Genomic DNA, 16,423 nt, shown 5'->3' with positions numbered 1-16,423 from the left:
GGGGGAGGCGTGCGGTGACTTCTGGGGCCCGTTAGGGCAGGACGACGACCTGGGCGCCGTACACGAGGCCCGCGCCGAAGCCGATCTGCAGGGCGAGTCCGCCCGACAGCTCGGGGTTCTCCTCGAGCAGGCGATGCGTCGCGAGGGGCACGGAAGCGGCCGATGTGTTGCCGGTCGTTGCGATGTCGCGGGCGATGATGACGTGGTCGGGCAGCGCGAGCTGCTTGGCGAACTCGTCGACGATGCGCATGTTCGCCTGGTGTGGGATGAACGCGGAGAGCTGATCGGCGGTGACGCCTGCCTCTTCCAGTGCGCGGCGCGCGACCTTCGCCATGTCCCAGACGGCCCAGCGGAAGACGCTCGGCCCGTCTTGGCGCAGTGTCGGCCACTCGGAGCCGCCCTGGCGGTAGTCCTGCAGGCTCGCGTTCATGGAGACGGCTTCCCACCGGGACCCATCGGAGCCGAGGATCGACTTGGAGATGCCGGGAGCGTCGCTCGGGCCGATGATCGCAGCCCCCGCGCCGTCGCCGAGCAGGAAGGAGATCGTGCGGTCCGTGGGGTCGATGAGGTCCGACAGCTTCTCGGTGCCGACGACCAGGACATGCTCGGCGACTCCAGTGCGAACCAGCGCATCCGCCTGCGCGACGGCGTAGCAGTAGCCGGCGCACGCGGCGTTGAGGTCGTAGGCAGCAGCCGGCGTCGCACCGACGAGGTCGGCGAGGCGCGCAGCGAGCGACGGGGTCTGCATCTCGTTGCTGATGGTCGCGACGATGACGGCGCCGATGCGGCTCGGGTCGATGCCCGAGCGTTCGATGGCCTCGCGTGAGGCATCGACGGCGAGATCGAGCGCGCTCGTCTCCTCGTTCGCTCGGACGCGGGTGATGACTCCCGTGCGCTGGCGGATCCACTCGTCAGACGAGTTGATCGGCTCGATGATCTCCGAGTTCGGGACGACGCGCTCGCCGCGGGCGGCACCCATGGCGAGGATGCGCGTGTACTGCGCGCCCGTCGACTGCACAAGGGTCGGTGTTGCTGTGGTCATGCGAGTCCTCTCGAGGATGCTCTTGGCAGTTCGGTGTGCTCAGGCGTCGGCCGCGATGCGTTCGCGTGCCACGTCGAGGTCTGCGGGAGTGGAGAGTGCGAGGGTCGGGGTTCCCTTGAGTGCTCGCTTCGCGAGTCCGCTCAGGGTGCCGGCCGGGGCGAGCTCGATGAGCGAGGTGACTCCGGCGTCGGCGAAGGAGCGCATGCAGGCGTCCCAGCGCACTGGCTGCGCGAGCTGCCGGATGAGGGCCGCACGGAACTCCACTCCGTCGGTGACGACCGAGCCGGTCTCGTTCGACCAGATCGTGCGGACGGGGTCTCGGACCTCGAAGTGCTCAGCATCCGCGGCCAGCGTCGTGCGCGCCTGCTCCATGTAGCGGGTGTGGAAGGCGCCTGCGACCTTGAGCGGGATCACGCGTGTTCCTGGTGCGGGCTCGCTGCGGAGCGACGCGAGTGCCTCGGGTGCGCCGGCCGCGACGATCTGTCCGCCGCCGTTGAAGTTGGCGGGGGTGAGGTCGAGTTCCGCGAGGCGTGCGAGAACCACGTCCTCGTCACCGCCGAGAACAGCGCTCATGCTGGTGGGAGTCGCGGCGGCGTCCTGTGCCATCAGCTGCGAACGCCGCGCGACGAACCGCATCGCGGTGTCGGCGTCGAAGATTCCCGCCGCGTAGGCGGCCGTGATCTCGCCGACGGAGTGGCCGGCGACCCCACCGATCGCCGCTGCCGCGCCGGGGATCTCCATGAGGGAGTTCCAGGCGAGGATGCCGGCGGCGACGATGAGGGGCTGTGCGACTGCGGTGTCGCGGATCGTGTCGGCGTCAGACTCCGTGCCGTGCTTCACGAGGTCGATGCCGGACGAGGCGGACAGCTGCTCGAGGGTGTCTCGGTTCCTGGTGTCTTCGATCCAGGGGAGCAGGAAGCCTGGAGTCTGGGAACCCTGGCCTGGGCAGGTGACGACAATCATGGATTCCATCATGACAGCACCTGAGCGTTCAGCCCTGTAGCAACAGTCCCAAGAACTCGAAAGATCATTAGAGGTTTTCTAGTGCGAGGTGCGGCGGCTGCGTCGAGCCACGTTGCTTGCGGGGGTTCCGCCCGACTGGCGGCGGGGCTCTGGCTGCTTCGGCTCGGCGATGTTCCCGAGGATCAGCGCGCACTGGAGAATGAGCGCCTCTCGCGGTCCGGTGGCGTCCCAGCCGATGACCTCGCTGACGCGCTTGAGGCGGTAGCGGACCGTGTTGGGGTGCACGAAGAGCTCGCGGGCCGTCGCCTCGAGCGAACGTCCGTTGTCGAGGTAGCACCAGAGCGTCGTCAGCAGGTCGCTCTGGTGATCGGCGAGTGGCCTGAAGACCCTCGCTACGAGCGTCTGCCGTGCGAGCGGGTCGCCCGCGAGGGCACGTTCTGGGAGGAGCTCGTCGGCCAGCATGGGGCGCTGCGCCTTCCTCCACGCACCCGCCACTGCGAAGCCGGCGAGCGCGGCGCGGGCGCTGCGAGAGGCCTCGACCACGCTCGGCACGGGCGGGCCGAGGACGAGGCGGCCGTCGCCGAAGCTGGGCTCCAGCCGCTCGGCGATCTCCATGAAGGGCACCTGCTCGCCTTCGTCGCCTTCACCGGTGGGGTGGGCTCGACCGATGACGAGCACCAGCCGACCTCCCTGCACGCCGACGAGGAGGTCGACCTTGTTGTGGCGCGCCGTCCTGCGGATCTGGTCGACCTCGAGGATCCTCGGGGTCGTCCCGACGAGCACGCTGACCTCGCCGTGCCCGTGCCAGCCGAGCGCGGCGATACGGCTCGGGAGCTCGTCGTCGTGCTCGCCGGTGAGGATCGAGTCGACGACGAGCGCCTCGAGGCGCGCATCCCACAGGCCTCTGGCCTCGGCCGCACGTGCGTACACGTCGGCCGCGGCGAACGCGATATCTCGCGAATACTTCAGCACCGCTTCACGCACGTCGCCGTCGGTCAGCTTCGTGCGCTCCTCAACGACCTCCACGACAACCCGGATGAGCTGCAGCGTCTGCTGCAGGCTCACCGAGCGGAGGAGCTCTCGAGGTGCCGAGTCGAACACGTCGGCCGCCACCCATGGGGTGGCAGTCGGGTCCTCGAACCAGGCGATGAAGGATGAGATGCCCGACTGGGCGACGAGGCCTACGGCACTACGTCGCCCAGGGGGCATGTCACCGAACCAGGGAAGGGTGTCTTCCAAGCGCTTCACCGTTGCGGTCGAGAGCTCTCCCGAGATCGATCGCAGCCAGTTGAGCGTCTGTTCCTTCGTGCGTGGAGCGGGCATGATTCCGAACTGTGAGGAGGCGAGCAGGGGAGGAGCGCTGTTAGGCGTCTCCGCCCGCGCTGCCGCTCGTGCCGGCCTTCGGGTTGTGGAGGTCGTACTTGTCGATGGCCTCCTGCACGACCGAACGGTCGATCTTGCCCTGCGTCGCGAGGCGCTCGAGAGCACGAACGACGACGGAGTGGCTGTCGATCAGGTAGTACCGACGTGCGGCGGGACGCGTGTCGGAGATGCCGAAGTCGTCGGCACCGAGCGTCGTGAAGTCGTTCTTCACGAACGGACGGATCTGGTCCTGAACCGCGTGCGAGAAGTCGCTCACGGCGATGACGGGGCCTTCCGACGCCTGGAGCTTGTCCGTGACGAAGGGAACCTTGGGCTCCTCGTTCGGGTGCGTCCAGTTGTACTCCTCGGCACGGAGGCCGTCGCGACGGAGCTCGTTCCAGGACGTGACCGACCAGACTTCAGCCGCAACACCCCAGTCCTTCTCCAGGAGCTCCTGCGCTTCGAGGATCCACGGCACACCGACACCCGAGGCGAGCAACTGGACGCGCGGTCCCTGCGCTTCGGTTCCCTTGAGGTAGTAGATGCCCTTGAGGATGCCCTCGACGTCCACGTTCTCCGGCTCAGCTGGCTGAGCCATCGGCTCGTTGTACACCGTGAGGTAGTACATGACGTTCGGGTCCTGCTTCGGGTTCTCCGACTGGGAATCCGGGCCGTACATCCGCTCGATACCCGCTTGCATGATGTGTGCGAGCTCGTAGGCGAAGGCGGGGTCGTAGGTGACGACTGCCGGGTTGGTGGCTGCGATGATCGGCGAGTGGCCGTCCATGTGCTGCAGGCCCTCGCCGGCGAGCGTCGTGCGCCCGGCCGTGGCTCCGATGAGGAAGCCGCGCGTGAGCTGGTCTGCCGCCGCCCACATGGCGTCGGCGGTGCGCTGGAACCCGAACATGGAGTAGTACATGTAGATCGGGATCATCGCCTCGCCGTGCGTCGAGTACGACGAACCGGCTGCCGTGAACGCGCCCATGGCGCCGGCCTCGTTGATGCCGACGTGGTTGATCTGCCCCTGCTCGCTCTCGCGGTAGGCGAGGAGCAGCTCGCGGTCGACCGACATGTAGTGCTGGCCGTTCGGGTTGTAGATCTTCGCGGTCGGGAAGAACGCGTCGACGCCGAAGGTGCGGGCCTCGTCCGGGATGATCGGGACGATGCGCGACCCGAAGTCCTTGGACCGCATGAGGTCCTTGAGGAGGCGGACGAACGCCATCGTCGAAGCGATCTCCTGTGTGCCGGAGCCCTTCTTGATGGACGCGTAGGTCTTGTCGTCCGGCACGGCGATCTGCGTGAACTTCGAGCGACGCTCCGGCACGAACCCGCCGAGCTCACGGCGACGCTCCTGCATGTACTGGATCGCCTCGTTGTCGGGACCCGGGTTGTAGTAGGGGGGCTGGTAGACGTCGGCCTCGAGTGCTGCATCCGAGATCGGGATGTGCAGCTGGTCGCGGAACGCCTTCAGGTCGGGAAGCGTGAGCTTCTTCATCTGGTGCGTCGCGTTGCGGCCCTCGAAGTGCGGTCCGAGACCGTAGCCCTTGATGGTGTGCGCGAGGATGACGGTCGGCTGTCCCTTGTGCTCGGTCGCCGCCTTGTACGCCGCGTAGACCTTGCGGTAGTCGTGGCCGCCTCGCTTCAGGCCCCAGATCTCGTCGTCGCTGTAGTTCTCGACGAGCTTGAGCGCCTCGGGGTCGCGTCCGAAGAAGTTCTCGCGAACGAATCCGCCCGACTCGGTCTTGTACGTCTGGAAGTCGCCATCGGGCGTCTCGTTCATCAGGGTGCGCAGCGCGCCCTTGTCGTCGCGCTCGAGGAGCGAGTCCCACTCGCGACCCCAGACGACCTTGATGACGTGCCAGCCGGCGCCGCGGAAGAAGCTCTCGAGCTCCTGGATGATCTTGCCATTGCCGCGAACCGGGCCGTCGAGGCGCTGCAGGTTGCAGTTGACGACGAAGGTGAGGTTGTCGAGGTTCTGGTTGGCTGCGACCTGCAGCTGTCCGCGCGACTCGACCTCATCCATCTCGCCGTCGCCGAGGTAGGCCCAGACGTGCGAGCCGGAGGCGTCTTTCATGCCGCGGTTGGTGAGGTACTTGTTGAACTGTGCCTGCCAGATCGCGTTGAGCGGCCCGATGCCCATCGAGACAGTCGGGAACTGCCAGAAGTCCTTCATGAGGCGGGGGTGCGGGTACGACGGCATGCCGTGCGGGGCAGCGGACTGCTCCTGGCGGAAGCCGTCGAGCTGCTCGGCGCTGATCTGCCCCTGCAGGAAGGCGCGCGAGTAGTTGCCGGGGGAGGCGTGCCCCTGGAAGAAGACCTGGTCGGGCCCATCCGCGTGGTCGTAGCCCTTGAAGAAGTGGTTCAGACCCACTTCGTAGAGGGTCGCCTGCGAGGCGTAGGAGGAGATGTGGCCGCCGACGGCGACCCCTTCGCGCTGGGCGCGCTGCACCGTCATGGCCGCGTTCCAGCGGATCCATGAGCGGTAGGTGCGCTCCAGCGACTCGTCACCTGGGAACTCTGGCTCGTCCTCGGGCGCAATCGAGTTCACGTAATCGGTGGTTGGAACCATGGGAACGCCGAGGTGGCGCTCCCGAGACCGCTCAAGAAGGCTGAGCATGATGTCTCGTCCGCGCTGGTGTCCCTGCGCGTCTACGACCGCATCGAGCGATTCGCGCCATTCGGCGGTCTCCTCGGGGTCGCTGTCAACGTAATGCTCTGAGTACGGATCCTGGTTGTTAACAGCCACCGTCGACCTCATTTCGTTCCGGGTTCGTCACGTCTATGGCGCGCGCCAGGTTATGACGCGCAGTCCACCGGCTAGCCTATCTTTGGTTTGTGCGATGCACACGCAGGTTGGCGTGAATCCTTGTCGAAGCGCGCACAACCGAACATCGCCGTCGGAGAGGGCCTGATCGTGAGCGAATTCGCGCCGCCGCTTGAGCCCATTTCTCTGGTCGACCACCGGGGTGGGATGGGCGTGGTGGCCGGGCCGGCACCGTCATCGCGGCTCGTCGTGTTCGTTCCCATGGCATTCACGCCCGTGTGCGCCGACGAGATCTCCGACCTCGCCCAGCTGGTGAGTGAAGCCCGGAATCGGCCCGAGTGGGGCTCCGCGCTCGAGGCTCCCGAGGTGCTCGTCGTCTCGACCGACAGCTCAGCTGCGCTGCGAGCGTGGCTCGTCGAGCTCGGCGCGGATGCACTCCTCACCGGCTGCAGCGACTTCTGGCCGCACGGTTCGGCTGCCCGTGCGTATGGTGCGTTCGACGAGGCCGCTGGCACCGCGATGCGACGCTCATTCCTCGTCAGGGCCGACGGCAGCCACCGGGTTGCCGCATCCGCGCGCCCCGGTGAGGCCCGCGTTCGATCGGACCACGCGGCCGCGCTACACTTGCTCGCCGAGGGCCTTTAGCTCAGCTGGTAGAGCGCCACGTTTACACCGTGGATGTCGTCGGTTCGATCCCGGCAGGGCCCACCACTCCGTATCCCTGGTCAGGGCCATCTGCGTTTCCGTCCACTTCAGGAGCGCAGCGGTGGTTCCCAGCGGGAACGCGTCTTCGGTCAAGGAACCTGACATCGACTTCACGCCCCAGAAGAGTGCGCCCCGGACGACCAGGGCCCCGGCGCAGTCCACACGAGGCGCAGTCCACACGAGAGCGCCGCTGGCTCGACAGATGAGAGGCAGCGGCGCGGTCGTGATCTTGTCGACTAATAGGACAGCGCGACCTTGGACTTCCACACATTGCCGCTCTTGGCGCAGGTCGTTCGGAACGCGGCGTCATAGCCGTTGCCGCCCTGGCGGGCCATGTAGCGGTCGGCGTAGTGCTCGCACAGCTGGAACGAGGGGCCCGTCACGTAGGCGTAGGCGACTCCGGCCTGCGCGGGCGCCGCGGCGGTGACTGCGCCAGCGGCGAGCATGATCGCTCCAACGACCCCGCCGACGATCTTCTTCGTTGTGGAACCCATGGTGTCTCCTCACTCGGCTCTGTCCTGGTGCCACGACCATATCGGCGCCCAGCGATCCGTTGCCAGGGAAGTTCTGCCCGTTCCGCTGGGGACTCGCCCGGAGTCTGACTCAAGTTCTGGGACACCCCGTGACCGGCCGTGACAGTGGCGCACACATATCCATCGCCCCTCGAAGGGGAACACTCATGGGCGCACCCGCGCTCGCTTCGGGCGTCCGACCTGTACCGTCGAAGCATGAATCTCGAGGCGGGGGAAGAGAATGTGGTCCCAGACCTGCCACCTCGCTCTTCAGTGCCGGTGGGGGCAGAGCGCACCGACTCGTCAGGCATCGTGTGGAGGGCCGGAGTCGACGCCTGGGAGCGAGTCCCGGAACGCCACGGAATGGGCCTCTTCTTGAACGGGCGCCGCGCCGGGATATTCCGTGCTGTGGCTTTGGTGTCCGTGCTGGCAGTCATCTTTCTCGTGCCGCTCGTCGACGCCTGGTGGATGAAAGTCCTGGTTTTCGCCCTCTGCGCCGTGCCGTTCTTCCTCGCAGTCGGGATCACCCGATGGGCGATCGTCAGAGACTCCAGGAACCCGGTGGACGAGCAGTAGACCTAGCCCTGAGCGGTTGGCAGAAGAGCACGTCGGTTGCCGGTGATCGCGCACGCTTCGGCGGTGAGAGTCGGGGCCCTCGCAGGTTGCTGAGAGACAGGTCCTGGGGCGCGTATCGATGGAGGCCGCGCGCATCTGGGTGCACGACACCGCGAGGCCTTCATCGTGCTTCCGATGTAACCCGTGGCGCTCGGGGATGGAGGAGCACCTGCGGATCGAGCTTGGGGAAGCAACGGAACCCGCATCACGTGGTGATTCACTTTCCAGCGCCGGTCTGTAGTGAAGGCCTTGGCCGTCGATCCCGCGACAGCCAGGTTCTATCCTGCGCCAAGGCGACCTGAGGAATCTTCGCGCGTGCTGGACTCTGTACAAGAGAGTGAAACGAGTTCCACGTGCCCCAATCATCCCCACTCGGGTATGCCCGTCTCCAGGCTCGGGAATCCAAAGACAGCGTTCACTTTGCCGCGTTACTCAACAGCACCGGCATCACGCTGGTCAACACGGAACATGCCGAGAGCTACAGCATCTCAGCGCTCCGAGGCCCATCCTTCATCTGTGCGTGGGCGAGCGTCCCCGCATCGAGCTACCAAGTGCACCGGATGGGAACGTCGATCGAGTCGCGGACATTGTTCGTCTTCGCGAACGCCGGTCAGGTCCACGTCGGGTTGGACGGGCAGACGGTGCCGCTCGCCCGCGGGGAGGTGTCTGCCGTCGCCCCGGGGAGCTCAACCATCGAGCTCATCGCTGCGGGTGAGCGGACCGAGGTCATCCTGTTCAGCATCGACTTGCCGGTTGCCGGGCGCGGCGATTCTGCTTCTCCCTTGGAAGGCATCACGCGGCTCGTCGACCCAACGCTCAACACGTTCGTCTTCACAGCCTGCTACGGCCTCTCGCAGGCACCCACGCCAGTGTCCAAAGCGACCGCGGACACGATTGAACACGCTGCCGCAACCCTCGCCCGAGGCCTGCTGGCGCGCATGGCTCACCTGCAGGAGCCCGACCTCTACCTGGCCTCCTTGAGGCACATCCGTCTGCATGCTGCTGACGCCAGCCTCACCCCCGTCTCTCTCGCAGATCGGTTCAAGGTCTCGACGCGCAAGCTGCAGGTTCGCTACAACCAGGAAGGCGACACTGTCGTCTCCGCCATCAGACGAAGCCGGGCGGTCATCGCGCGCAGCATCTGGCAACAGGAGCCCTCCCTCGCCGCATCGGTCGTCGCCTCGAGGTCGGGGTTCGCGTCCGCTCGGGGCCTGCGACGCGCACTCGCCGAACTCCCCGACTGAGGTTGCTCACAAGACCGGGCTCGTGGGCGCACCACACCATGTTGGACGGGAGGTTTTCGAACCCGGTCGCGTGCGGTTGCTCGCCCTGCCACCTCAGACGCACCAGCTCAGTGAGATGTAGCCCGCGTGCCCACGAGCGGCCCCCGACAGGAGACCGGAAGGTGCAAGCACGTAGTTGCTGATGGGAGTGCCGAGGGCAGTCGCCGCGCGGTACGAAGAGCCAGCGGCTCCGGTGCCGGTGGAGATGGTGAGACGGGTGGTGCCGGTGAACTGCGACCCGACCATTCCTCCACCTCCGCCCCCTGCGTAGCCGCCGCCCCCGCCACCGGCGGAAGCGGCGAAGGAGCCCCCGCCGTTGTTCAGCCGGGCGGCACCGTTGCCGCCATTGCCGCCGCCGTTGGAGCCGAGCCCGAAGTTCTGACCGTTCGACCCCTCGACCCTGGTCGGCGGTCCCCAGTTGCCATTGGCGACCCGATACTGGGCCGTGCCACCGCGCGTGCCGCCGACAGGGCCATCCGCGGCGGTGGCAGGGTTCACCGCGAGTCCCGGAGCGGTGGAGTTCACGCTGCCGACCGCGCCGACACGTCCGTTGGGGGCGGAGCTACCGGCGTTCGCTGTCCCGTAGTTGAATCCAGTCGTCGCGTCCGGTGCCTGATACACGGTCGTCTGCTGCGTCGAGCCTTGAACGGTCTCTCGTACGGCGGAACCGCCTCCTCCGCCGGAGACCACGAGCGGAGTCCCACCGAGCGCTCCGAGCAGGAGTGCGCTGCCGCCACCACCGGCACCCGCAGGGCCACCAGGGTTGTCGCGGGGGCCGGGCGTCGAGTTTCCCCCACTGCCGTACCCAGTTCCGCCGGCGGCCGTGGTGCCGTCTGTCTTCACCTCGCCGCCCTGCCCGACCACGATCCCGAAGGTACGCTGCGCGACCGTGGCGTTGGTGGGCAGCGTGATGCGCCCACTGGAATTCGCCCCCTGGCCGCCAGCGACGGTGGAGCCCGCACCGCCCCCGGCACCCCGCACAACGAAATCGACGTACCTCGCCCCAGCCGGCACTGTGAAGGTGGTCAGCTGTCCGGCGGTACTGAAGACCTGGCTGGCCGTCGTGCACGTCGATGCCGCCGCGACTGGAACTGCCGTTGCTGTTGCCAGCACGGGGAGGCTCCATGCCGCCCCGCGCAGAATGCTGCGCCGGCCATGGTCTTTTGCATCACCTGTCATGTGTTCTCTCGCTTTTCTCGAGTCGTGGGGGACGCGGCTCGCGTGAGAGCGGCACGTGCGCATTCGGAACTGCTGCTCATCCTGGGGAGATCCGCGCGGGAATGCGACGGGTGATCTCCTGACTGCGGATAAGCGACGATTTTCTGCGCAAAATGTCCCGCACGCTTCTTTGTCGTTCCGTGGGGACTTCGAGCGAGTGCGTCACCGAAGAGCTGTAGACAGAGGCGCGTGAGTTGATGTCAGTGCGGTTCGGTGTCGTGAACAGGCACCCGAGCGGACCGCTGGCGACACAAAAACGCACGCAACCGACGAAATTCCGCATCTCAGCGCCGAAAAGCACTTCTGCGCCCCCCGCGTTGTTACTTTTCCCGCATGAACCCACGTGAAACCGCGCACCAGCCTTCAGGCACGCATCTCTCCCGGCGCAACATCGTGACAGCAGGGGCTTGGTCCGTGCCGATCCTGGTCTCGGCCATCTCCTCTCCGCTTGCCTCCGCATCCCGTGAGCCTCGCGTGGATCCGACGGTCACGCGTGTGAGCTCGGGAGGCAGCACGACGCAACCGTACGATCAGTCTCCTTTGCGGTATGAAGCGACCGGCACGTCGGCAAATTCGGCTATATACCAGGACAACAGCGCCTATAACACGCGCATCTACGTTCGCAATAACGGTCCGGAAACGATGCCAGCGGGGTCGACGCTCACCATTTCGATTGTCGTATATCCCGCCTCAGGCGCGTACATCGACATCTCCGCATTCCAATCCGGTACCGCGGCACTTGGTATCAACAGCTCCACTATGACGGGTGGAGCGTTGACGTTCTCGGGCCCTTCCGGATCCAGCGGTGGGTCAATGAATCGGGTCTTCACCATCAATCGCCCTATCCCATCGGGATCGGAGTTCATGATCCAGATCGCGTTCAATATCGCCGACATTAGCGCCGAGCGGCAGCAGGGCGGTCTCAGCGCCCGAATCACAGCCCCAACCGGAACCGTCGATACGAACACAGGCAACAACGTGCGCATCAGCGCGGGCGACGTGTACTACGTGCGCTAGCCGCGTTCCTTCAGGGGTTCGAGGAGCGTCTTCCCCGAGCAGAACGCCCCCGCGCAGGCTTGTGAGCTCCCACGCTTGCCAGGCGAAGCGCGGGGGTGTTCGCGGTCCGCAGTCTTCACCGGCACCGGAGCGCTCGCCAGCGAGCACGAAGAATGCGCTGGTTTCGAGAGCACTCGTGGCGCTCGGCTCTCCAGCGGATCACGCCGAGTGAGGTGAAGCCTCAAGCAGGCGGCACACCCGCTACCCGAGGGGCGCGTTCATACTGGCTGCCCAGTCGCGGATCGCTCGACGCTCACTGTCGCCGCAGATGTACCCGTAGGCGCTTTCAGTGACCCCATCGCTCAGGGTCCAGTCGTTGAAGTAGCTATGGGCGTAGCAGTCGGCCATTGCTTCTTTGCTGCCCTGGAACAGGCCCTGGAGGAGGAGCGGTTGATAGCCGCCGGTCGTCCGGGTAACGCGTGTCGTCTGCCTTCTGGAACACGTGCGCGAGCTCATGCACAGTGGTCATCTTGCTGTGCCCGGCCGCGTCGACGATGCCTTCGCTGACAGACCCGCCCGCATTCACTTGGCGAGCCTGCGCATCGGCAACGCGCTGCTCCAGCTCCGCGCGGAACGTGCTTGTCTGGGAGGCGATGCCCTCGACGGAGTACACGCTGAGGTTTGGGTCCACCATCTTGGCGTCCTGGTCTTCCCTCCAGTCGAACAGCACCACGAGGGGCTCAACCGGGCATCGCTCGCCTCATCGTGTGCCCGTGTTCACGGGAGCAGAACCGTGGTGCGCTCGCCGCGGGGCACTGTCAGCTGTGAGTGCCCAGTAACTAACATGTGGGCATGACCTCTCAGATGCCGTTCATTCGAGCCACATTCTCCGGCGCCCTCGTCAACCCGGCAGGAAACGGGTACGTGCCAGGAAACGTGGAGGTCAGCGACGGTTGGGTGACGCTCTGGGCACTCACGCCAGACGGGTGGACGGTCGTGGTTCGTGCGCCAGCGCCAGAGGTGAGCGTCAGGTCGACCGCGCAAAAGATCCGCCTCTCCGTCGGCGGACGGCAGTACCTGCTCCTCGCTGACCCCGATGCCGTGATTCGCGCGCTCGGGTACAGCACGGCCGGGGCCGTCGCGGCCGTCCTCGACCGACCGGTTGCGGGAGCCGCAGCTGACGTCGGAGCCCTCCGGAACCAGATCTCGGCTGCCAACTCGTGGAATGTGGGCGGAGGTCCGCAGTTCCTCGATGCCGCACGACAGTCAGGAGCGCGCGTCTCACGGCTCGGGTACGGGGCGATCGCAGCGATCGGATGTGGAGCCGGCATCGCCGCGGTGCTGCTCGTCACCGTCATAACGGTCCTCATCATCACGCTCTGACGGACCCCAGCGCTGCCCCGTGAAGAAAGGCCGTCAGGCCTATGCTGAGCCGGTGCACACCACCGAACGTTTCGCGGGGCTCGTCGAAGCCGAACTTGCCGACAAGCCCTTCGCGGTCGTTCGAGTACCAGGCGGCTTTGACGTCGGCTTCGCACTCGCCGATGCCCGGTGGGTGAGCATCCTCGCGGTCAACGACGTCCGCGACAGCATCACGTACAACGTTCGAGTGAACGAGCGCGCGGGGAAGTTCAGCATCAACGACACCCTGCGTCGGATCAGCTGGAGCGCCGGGGTATTCGGAATGGTCCCTCGACTCGGCTTCTCGATGTCGTACCAGTCGGGCCGGGTCAAGTACGGTCGCGTGATCCAGCTCGGCGTCGCGCCCGGTGGCTTCGAGGTGGCGTTCAGCCCCGAGGAGGAACGGGCTCGCATCAGAGCGATCGGGCAGGAGCTCGGTCTGAAGCCGGGGCTGAGCAGGTCTGTCCTGATCGGGCTCTGGACTGCTGGCGGGGTCATCGGTCTGTGCATCCTCGGCGCGGCGATCGCGCTCATCATCCAAGCGTTCCTCGGGTAGTGCCGCCGGACGCCCTTGTGCGACACCTAGCTTGGTGTCGCCTCACCACTGTGCGGAGTCGCGTTGTAGGTGATCGATTCCGAGAGCGCTCCGAACTGCTCGTAGAGGCGTCGCGCTGGGTCGTTTCCTGGCTTTGTCGTCCACCGGAGCACCGAGAACGCCCCCGTCTCCAGCTGCGCCGCGAGGTGGCTCAGCATCATTCGCGCGACGCCGCGTCCTCTTGCTTCAGGGCGGGTGAAGAGATCGTCCAGGTAGATGCCCGCGTCGCCGAGGATCGGGCGAGGGAAGCGGCGGTAGTGCGCGAACCCGAGGAGCCCTTCATCGTCCTCGACCACGATTGCCTGCAACGCCTGGTCGGCGTGGATCCAGGACCACACGACTTCGTTAATGCTGGCGTCCGGAGAGTAGCCGGCCGTCTGTCGGTACGAGTCAAACATCTCCGACCAGGCGACTCGATCACTCACTTGGATTTCACGAAGAGTCAGCGCCTCAAGCATGGGCGGACTCTATCGCGGTCAGATCAGGGCAGGTCGAGTTCCCATGCGCCCCGCTGGGAGACGAAGATCAGCGAAGGACCGGCCGCGAGCTCCCCTCGAAAGTCGGCATCCCTGCGCTGCTCGCTGACCGCCTCGTACGGTGTCTCTCCACCGCCGGTGCCGTCTGCGCCCGAGCGGTACTCCGTGATCGACATGCCGACCCCGGTGTCCGGCTTCACGCCCGTGAACGCGCCGCCCGGACCGTCGTAGAGATACGCGCCGTACCCCGTCCCGGATTCGGGGAGCTGGGGCGCAGAGTCGATGGGACGAACGGTGACCTCCCAGGCTCCGTCGGCGTCGACGAGCAGTGCCGAGGGCGGCTCGTTCGCTGCCCACCACATCGTCTGGCCGGCGAAGGAAGTCGGGTCTGCTGTATAGCCTTCGATGCTCGTGTCCAGCAGGATCATCCCGAGCTCACCCTCGGAGTCCTCGGTCCACAGCGTCAGGGGTGCGCTGCCGTCATAGGCGATGTCGATGATGCCGGAACGTGCCTTGGAGACCTCGGCGGGCAGCTCGACGCGCAGCTCGCCGGTCCCATTCGACGTGTACTCATCGAATGTTCCGAAGCTCTCGGAAGCCCACTCGGCCGAGTCGGCCGGGGGAACGAGCGAGGACGGTGGCGGAGGTGCGGAGTCTGTTTTCTGATTCTCAGGGGGCGCCACCGACGAGCATCCGGTCAGCACAACGGCTGCCGCGAGCAACGCGATCAAGAGATGAGGGCGTGCTCCGGCGCTTCGTCGAGAACTCGCTCCTGGACTTCGGCGCATGCTCTGAGCCTAGAGAAGGTGGAGCATCATGGCGAGGGGTCTGTCTGCGCTCAAGAATCGTCGGCTCACCCTCAGTCCTTGCCGTCCGGCCTTCGTTAGGGTGGCACGGACCTGTATGGGCGGCGACAGCTCAGGAGAAGATCATGCCGAATCGAGCACACCGCGCGGAGGAAGAATCGCTCGTCGACTTCCTCGTGGATTACACCCCCGTCGAGGCGAAGTTCGCGTTGTCTACCGGCGACACTCCGCTCCTTCGAGCGATGCTGAATGCCGATCTGCTCGCCCGTGTCGGCATCGCGGAACGGCTCCTCGACGACGGCGCGGATGCCGCGGTCACGCTCGGGTCGGGGCTCAACGCCCTGCACCTGCTCTTCTCGAACCGAGAGCACGACCTCGACAGGGAAGCGGTGCTCGTCGGCCGACTCATCGCGGGCGGTGCCGACCCGAATGCGGTGTCCAAACGCCAGGGGCCGCCACTGCTCGTCATGATCGACTCGGGGATGGCGTCGCTTGCCGGGGTAGGCGCTGTCATCGACGCGATCACCGAGTCGACGACGATCGACCTCGAGGTGCTCGTCAACCGCAAGGGGAGACCGCGGAAGACGCTGCGTGACGAGATCGCGAGCACTCCGTGGCACCTTCCGGAGGTGAGGGAGCGCTTGGAGATTCCGCAGGATCAGTGAGGGCCGCTGACGCCGCGACCGGAGAGACCAGCCGTTCTCGCAGGAGTCCGGGCTTCGTCAGGTGGCAAGATGCGCGTTTCTCGTCTCAGCCTCCGACCGCGTAGACGTTGTTCGAGACCTGGGTCGCGTGGCTCGGCGCATCGTGCCCGTCCGGGACGACGAAGAACGTGGGTCCGCCTCCGGTACCTGTCGTCATCGTGCCGCCGGGCCCAGCGCATCCGCCGACCCAGTCGTCAGCGTTCGCGTAGGCGAGCAGGCAGACCGCGAGGTCGTCGGATCCAGCGCTCAACCAGAGGTCGGTACCGGCGTAGTCTCCGACCCACCGAACGGTGTCGGCGTCGAACTCATCCAGGGCGTACTCGGGGAGGTCGGCGGGTACAACCTTGTCAGCTGGCGGTGCCTCGTCGAGGTCGGCGTAGGTGGATGCTGCGGCTGAGCACGCGGAGGTCGCTCCGAGCAGGAGTGCAGCGCCAGCGAGGGTGAGCGCCTTCGGAGTGCGTGACATCTCCCCATGCTGTCACGGGCGACTCCTCAGTGCCTCGAGGTACCGCCGAGTCATCCCCGTCTGCACGCGCCGGGCGATCGGACCGCCGATGCGCGTGAACCAGCGACCCGGAGCCGAGAACGCGACGATGCTGAACACGACCTCATCCGTCTCGGTCAAGCGGACCTCGAACCGTTCCTCACCTCGTTCCGGATGCCCGGGCAGCGTCCCATATGCGAAGCCACAGGAGGTCGCGGTGCGCTCGGCCCAGACGACGAGGCAGGGGATTCGGAACCGCAGCGGCCCGATGCGCAACCGCATGACCACGCGCGTGCCCTCGCGAAGCGGGATATCGGAGAGCTGAACCTCGGCTCCTGCTCGGCGCTGCGCCTGTCCTTCGAGCAGCTCGATGGCTGCCCGCTCGAACGTGCCGCGCCCGTGCCCGATGACGAGCGACTCGCGGACGTGGCGGTAGCCGCTCGGCAGCCTCTTCTCGGCGGTTGCGCCGACCTCCGCGTAGGTGAGCTCGGACATCG

The 16,423-nt window shown here is 66.4% G+C and carries 18 protein-coding genes and 1 tRNA gene; 8 read left to right on the top strand and 11 right to left on the bottom strand.

Annotation, left to right across the window (positions count from 1 at the left end; all coding sequences use genetic code 11):
• Positions 1 to 31: 31 nt before the first annotated feature.
• The 4 genes from C5B99_RS09015 to aceE all read right to left on the bottom strand — a co-directional run bounded on the left by C5B99_RS09015 (position 32) and on the right by aceE (position 6,113).
• Positions 32 to 1,042 (bottom strand): beta-ketoacyl-ACP synthase III, encoded by a 1,011-nt coding sequence (locus C5B99_RS09015; protein WP_104241407.1) that lies wholly within the window; start codon positions 1,040 to 1,042, stop codon positions 32 to 34.
• 39 nt (positions 1,043 to 1,081) lie between these two features.
• Positions 1,082 to 2,005, bottom strand: a complete 924-nt coding sequence (locus C5B99_RS09010; RefSeq protein WP_104241406.1) for an ACP S-malonyltransferase — start codon at positions 2,003 to 2,005, stop codon at positions 1,082 to 1,084.
• A 78-nt stretch (positions 2,006 to 2,083) separates the two neighbouring features.
• Positions 2,084 to 3,328 (bottom strand): CdaR family transcriptional regulator, encoded by a 1,245-nt coding sequence (locus C5B99_RS09005; protein WP_104241405.1) that lies wholly within the window; start codon positions 3,326 to 3,328, stop codon positions 2,084 to 2,086.
• Positions 3,329 to 3,368: 40 nt separating this feature from the next.
• Complete coding sequence (aceE, locus tag C5B99_RS09000) at positions 3,369 to 6,113, bottom strand: pyruvate dehydrogenase (acetyl-transferring), homodimeric type (protein WP_104242081.1); 2,745 nt, start codon at positions 6,111 to 6,113, stop codon at positions 3,369 to 3,371.
• A 168-nt stretch (positions 6,114 to 6,281) separates the two neighbouring features.
• On the opposite strand from aceE, the gene C5B99_RS08995 reads away from it, so the two are divergent.
• Positions 6,282 to 6,776, top strand: a complete 495-nt coding sequence (locus C5B99_RS08995; RefSeq protein WP_219819628.1) for a redoxin domain-containing protein — start codon at positions 6,282 to 6,284, stop codon at positions 6,774 to 6,776.
• Positions 6,767 to 6,842: transfer RNA gene (locus C5B99_RS08990), tRNA-Val, on the top strand. The genes C5B99_RS08995 and C5B99_RS08990 overlap by 10 nt, the downstream gene beginning before the upstream one ends.
• Before the next feature lie 230 nt (positions 6,843 to 7,072).
• Here C5B99_RS08990 and C5B99_RS08985 read toward each other — a convergent pair.
• On the bottom strand, positions 7,073 to 7,330 hold the full coding sequence (locus C5B99_RS08985) for a hypothetical protein (protein WP_104241403.1): 258 nt from the start codon (positions 7,328 to 7,330) through the stop codon (positions 7,073 to 7,075).
• A gap of 234 nt (positions 7,331 to 7,564) precedes the next feature.
• Between C5B99_RS08985 and C5B99_RS19000 the strand changes: the two genes are divergently transcribed.
• Together C5B99_RS19000 and C5B99_RS08975 are read left to right on the top strand one after the other, a co-directional pair.
• The gene (locus tag C5B99_RS19000) at positions 7,565 to 7,924 is read left to right on the top strand and encodes a hypothetical protein (protein ID WP_146081971.1); all 360 of its coding nucleotides are present in this window, start codon (positions 7,565 to 7,567) and stop codon (positions 7,922 to 7,924) included.
• Positions 7,925 to 8,523: 599 nt separating this feature from the next.
• Positions 8,524 to 9,207, top strand: a complete 684-nt coding sequence (locus C5B99_RS08975) for a hypothetical protein (RefSeq protein WP_104241401.1) — start codon at positions 8,524 to 8,526, stop codon at positions 9,205 to 9,207.
• A gap of 93 nt (positions 9,208 to 9,300) precedes the next feature.
• Here the strand turns inward: C5B99_RS08975 and C5B99_RS08970 are convergent, their stop codons facing one another.
• Positions 9,301 to 10,359, bottom strand: a complete 1,059-nt coding sequence (locus C5B99_RS08970; RefSeq protein WP_104241400.1) for a hypothetical protein — start codon at positions 10,357 to 10,359, stop codon at positions 9,301 to 9,303.
• 438 nt (positions 10,360 to 10,797) lie between these two features.
• On the opposite strand from C5B99_RS08970, the gene C5B99_RS18995 reads away from it, so the two are divergent.
• Entirely contained in the window at positions 10,798 to 11,481 is a 684-nt protein-coding gene (locus C5B99_RS18995) for a hypothetical protein (RefSeq protein ID WP_146081001.1), read from the top strand.
• A 364-nt stretch (positions 11,482 to 11,845) separates the two neighbouring features.
• On the opposite strand, the gene C5B99_RS08960 is transcribed toward C5B99_RS18995, so the two are convergent.
• Positions 11,846 to 12,193, bottom strand: a complete 348-nt coding sequence (locus C5B99_RS08960) for a hypothetical protein (protein ID WP_104241398.1) — start codon at positions 12,191 to 12,193, stop codon at positions 11,846 to 11,848.
• A 119-nt stretch (positions 12,194 to 12,312) separates the two neighbouring features.
• On the opposite strand from C5B99_RS08960, the gene C5B99_RS08955 reads away from it, so the two are divergent.
• Together C5B99_RS08955 and C5B99_RS08950 are read left to right on the top strand one after the other, a co-directional pair.
• Positions 12,313 to 12,843 carry a hypothetical protein gene (locus tag C5B99_RS08955; protein ID WP_146080520.1) on the top strand — a complete coding sequence of 177 codons (531 nt, stop codon included), beginning with the start codon at positions 12,313 to 12,315 and terminating at the stop codon, positions 12,841 to 12,843.
• Between the two features lie 52 nt (positions 12,844 to 12,895).
• Complete coding sequence (locus C5B99_RS08950) at positions 12,896 to 13,417, top strand: hypothetical protein (RefSeq protein WP_104241396.1); 522 nt, start codon at positions 12,896 to 12,898, stop codon at positions 13,415 to 13,417.
• A gap of 26 nt (positions 13,418 to 13,443) precedes the next feature.
• Here the strand turns inward: C5B99_RS08950 and C5B99_RS08945 are convergent, their stop codons facing one another.
• Both C5B99_RS08945 and C5B99_RS08940 read right to left on the bottom strand, forming a co-directional pair.
• Positions 13,444 to 13,914 (bottom strand): GNAT family N-acetyltransferase, encoded by a 471-nt coding sequence (locus tag C5B99_RS08945; protein ID WP_104241395.1) that lies wholly within the window; start codon positions 13,912 to 13,914, stop codon positions 13,444 to 13,446.
• A gap of 23 nt (positions 13,915 to 13,937) precedes the next feature.
• The gene (locus C5B99_RS08940; RefSeq protein ID WP_104241394.1) at positions 13,938 to 14,663 is read right to left on the bottom strand and encodes a hypothetical protein; all 726 of its coding nucleotides are present in this window, start codon (positions 14,661 to 14,663) and stop codon (positions 13,938 to 13,940) included.
• 200 nt (positions 14,664 to 14,863) lie between these two features.
• Between C5B99_RS08940 and C5B99_RS08935 the strand changes: the two genes are divergently transcribed.
• Positions 14,864 to 15,403, top strand: coding sequence for a hypothetical protein (locus C5B99_RS08935; RefSeq protein ID WP_104241393.1), 540 nt, complete (start codon positions 14,864 to 14,866; stop codon positions 15,401 to 15,403).
• Positions 15,404 to 15,488: 85 nt separating this feature from the next.
• On the opposite strand, the gene C5B99_RS08930 is transcribed toward C5B99_RS08935, so the two are convergent.
• On the bottom strand, positions 15,489 to 15,908 hold the full coding sequence (locus tag C5B99_RS08930) for a hypothetical protein (protein ID WP_104241392.1): 420 nt from the start codon (positions 15,906 to 15,908) through the stop codon (positions 15,489 to 15,491).
• Positions 15,909 to 15,920: 12 nt separating this feature from the next.
• Positions 15,921 to 16,421, bottom strand: a complete 501-nt coding sequence (locus tag C5B99_RS08925) for a DUF1990 family protein (protein ID WP_104241391.1) — start codon at positions 16,419 to 16,421, stop codon at positions 15,921 to 15,923.
• Between the last annotated feature and the right edge of the window lie 2 nt (positions 16,422 to 16,423).

The sequence above is a fragment of the Pseudoclavibacter sp. Z016 genome (assembly GCF_002931215.1).
GTDB lineage: Bacteria > Actinomycetota > Actinomycetes > Actinomycetales > Microbacteriaceae > Pseudoclavibacter.
The sequence above is the reverse complement of the archived record's forward strand: the minus strand, read 5'-3'. Positions and strand labels throughout refer to the sequence as shown.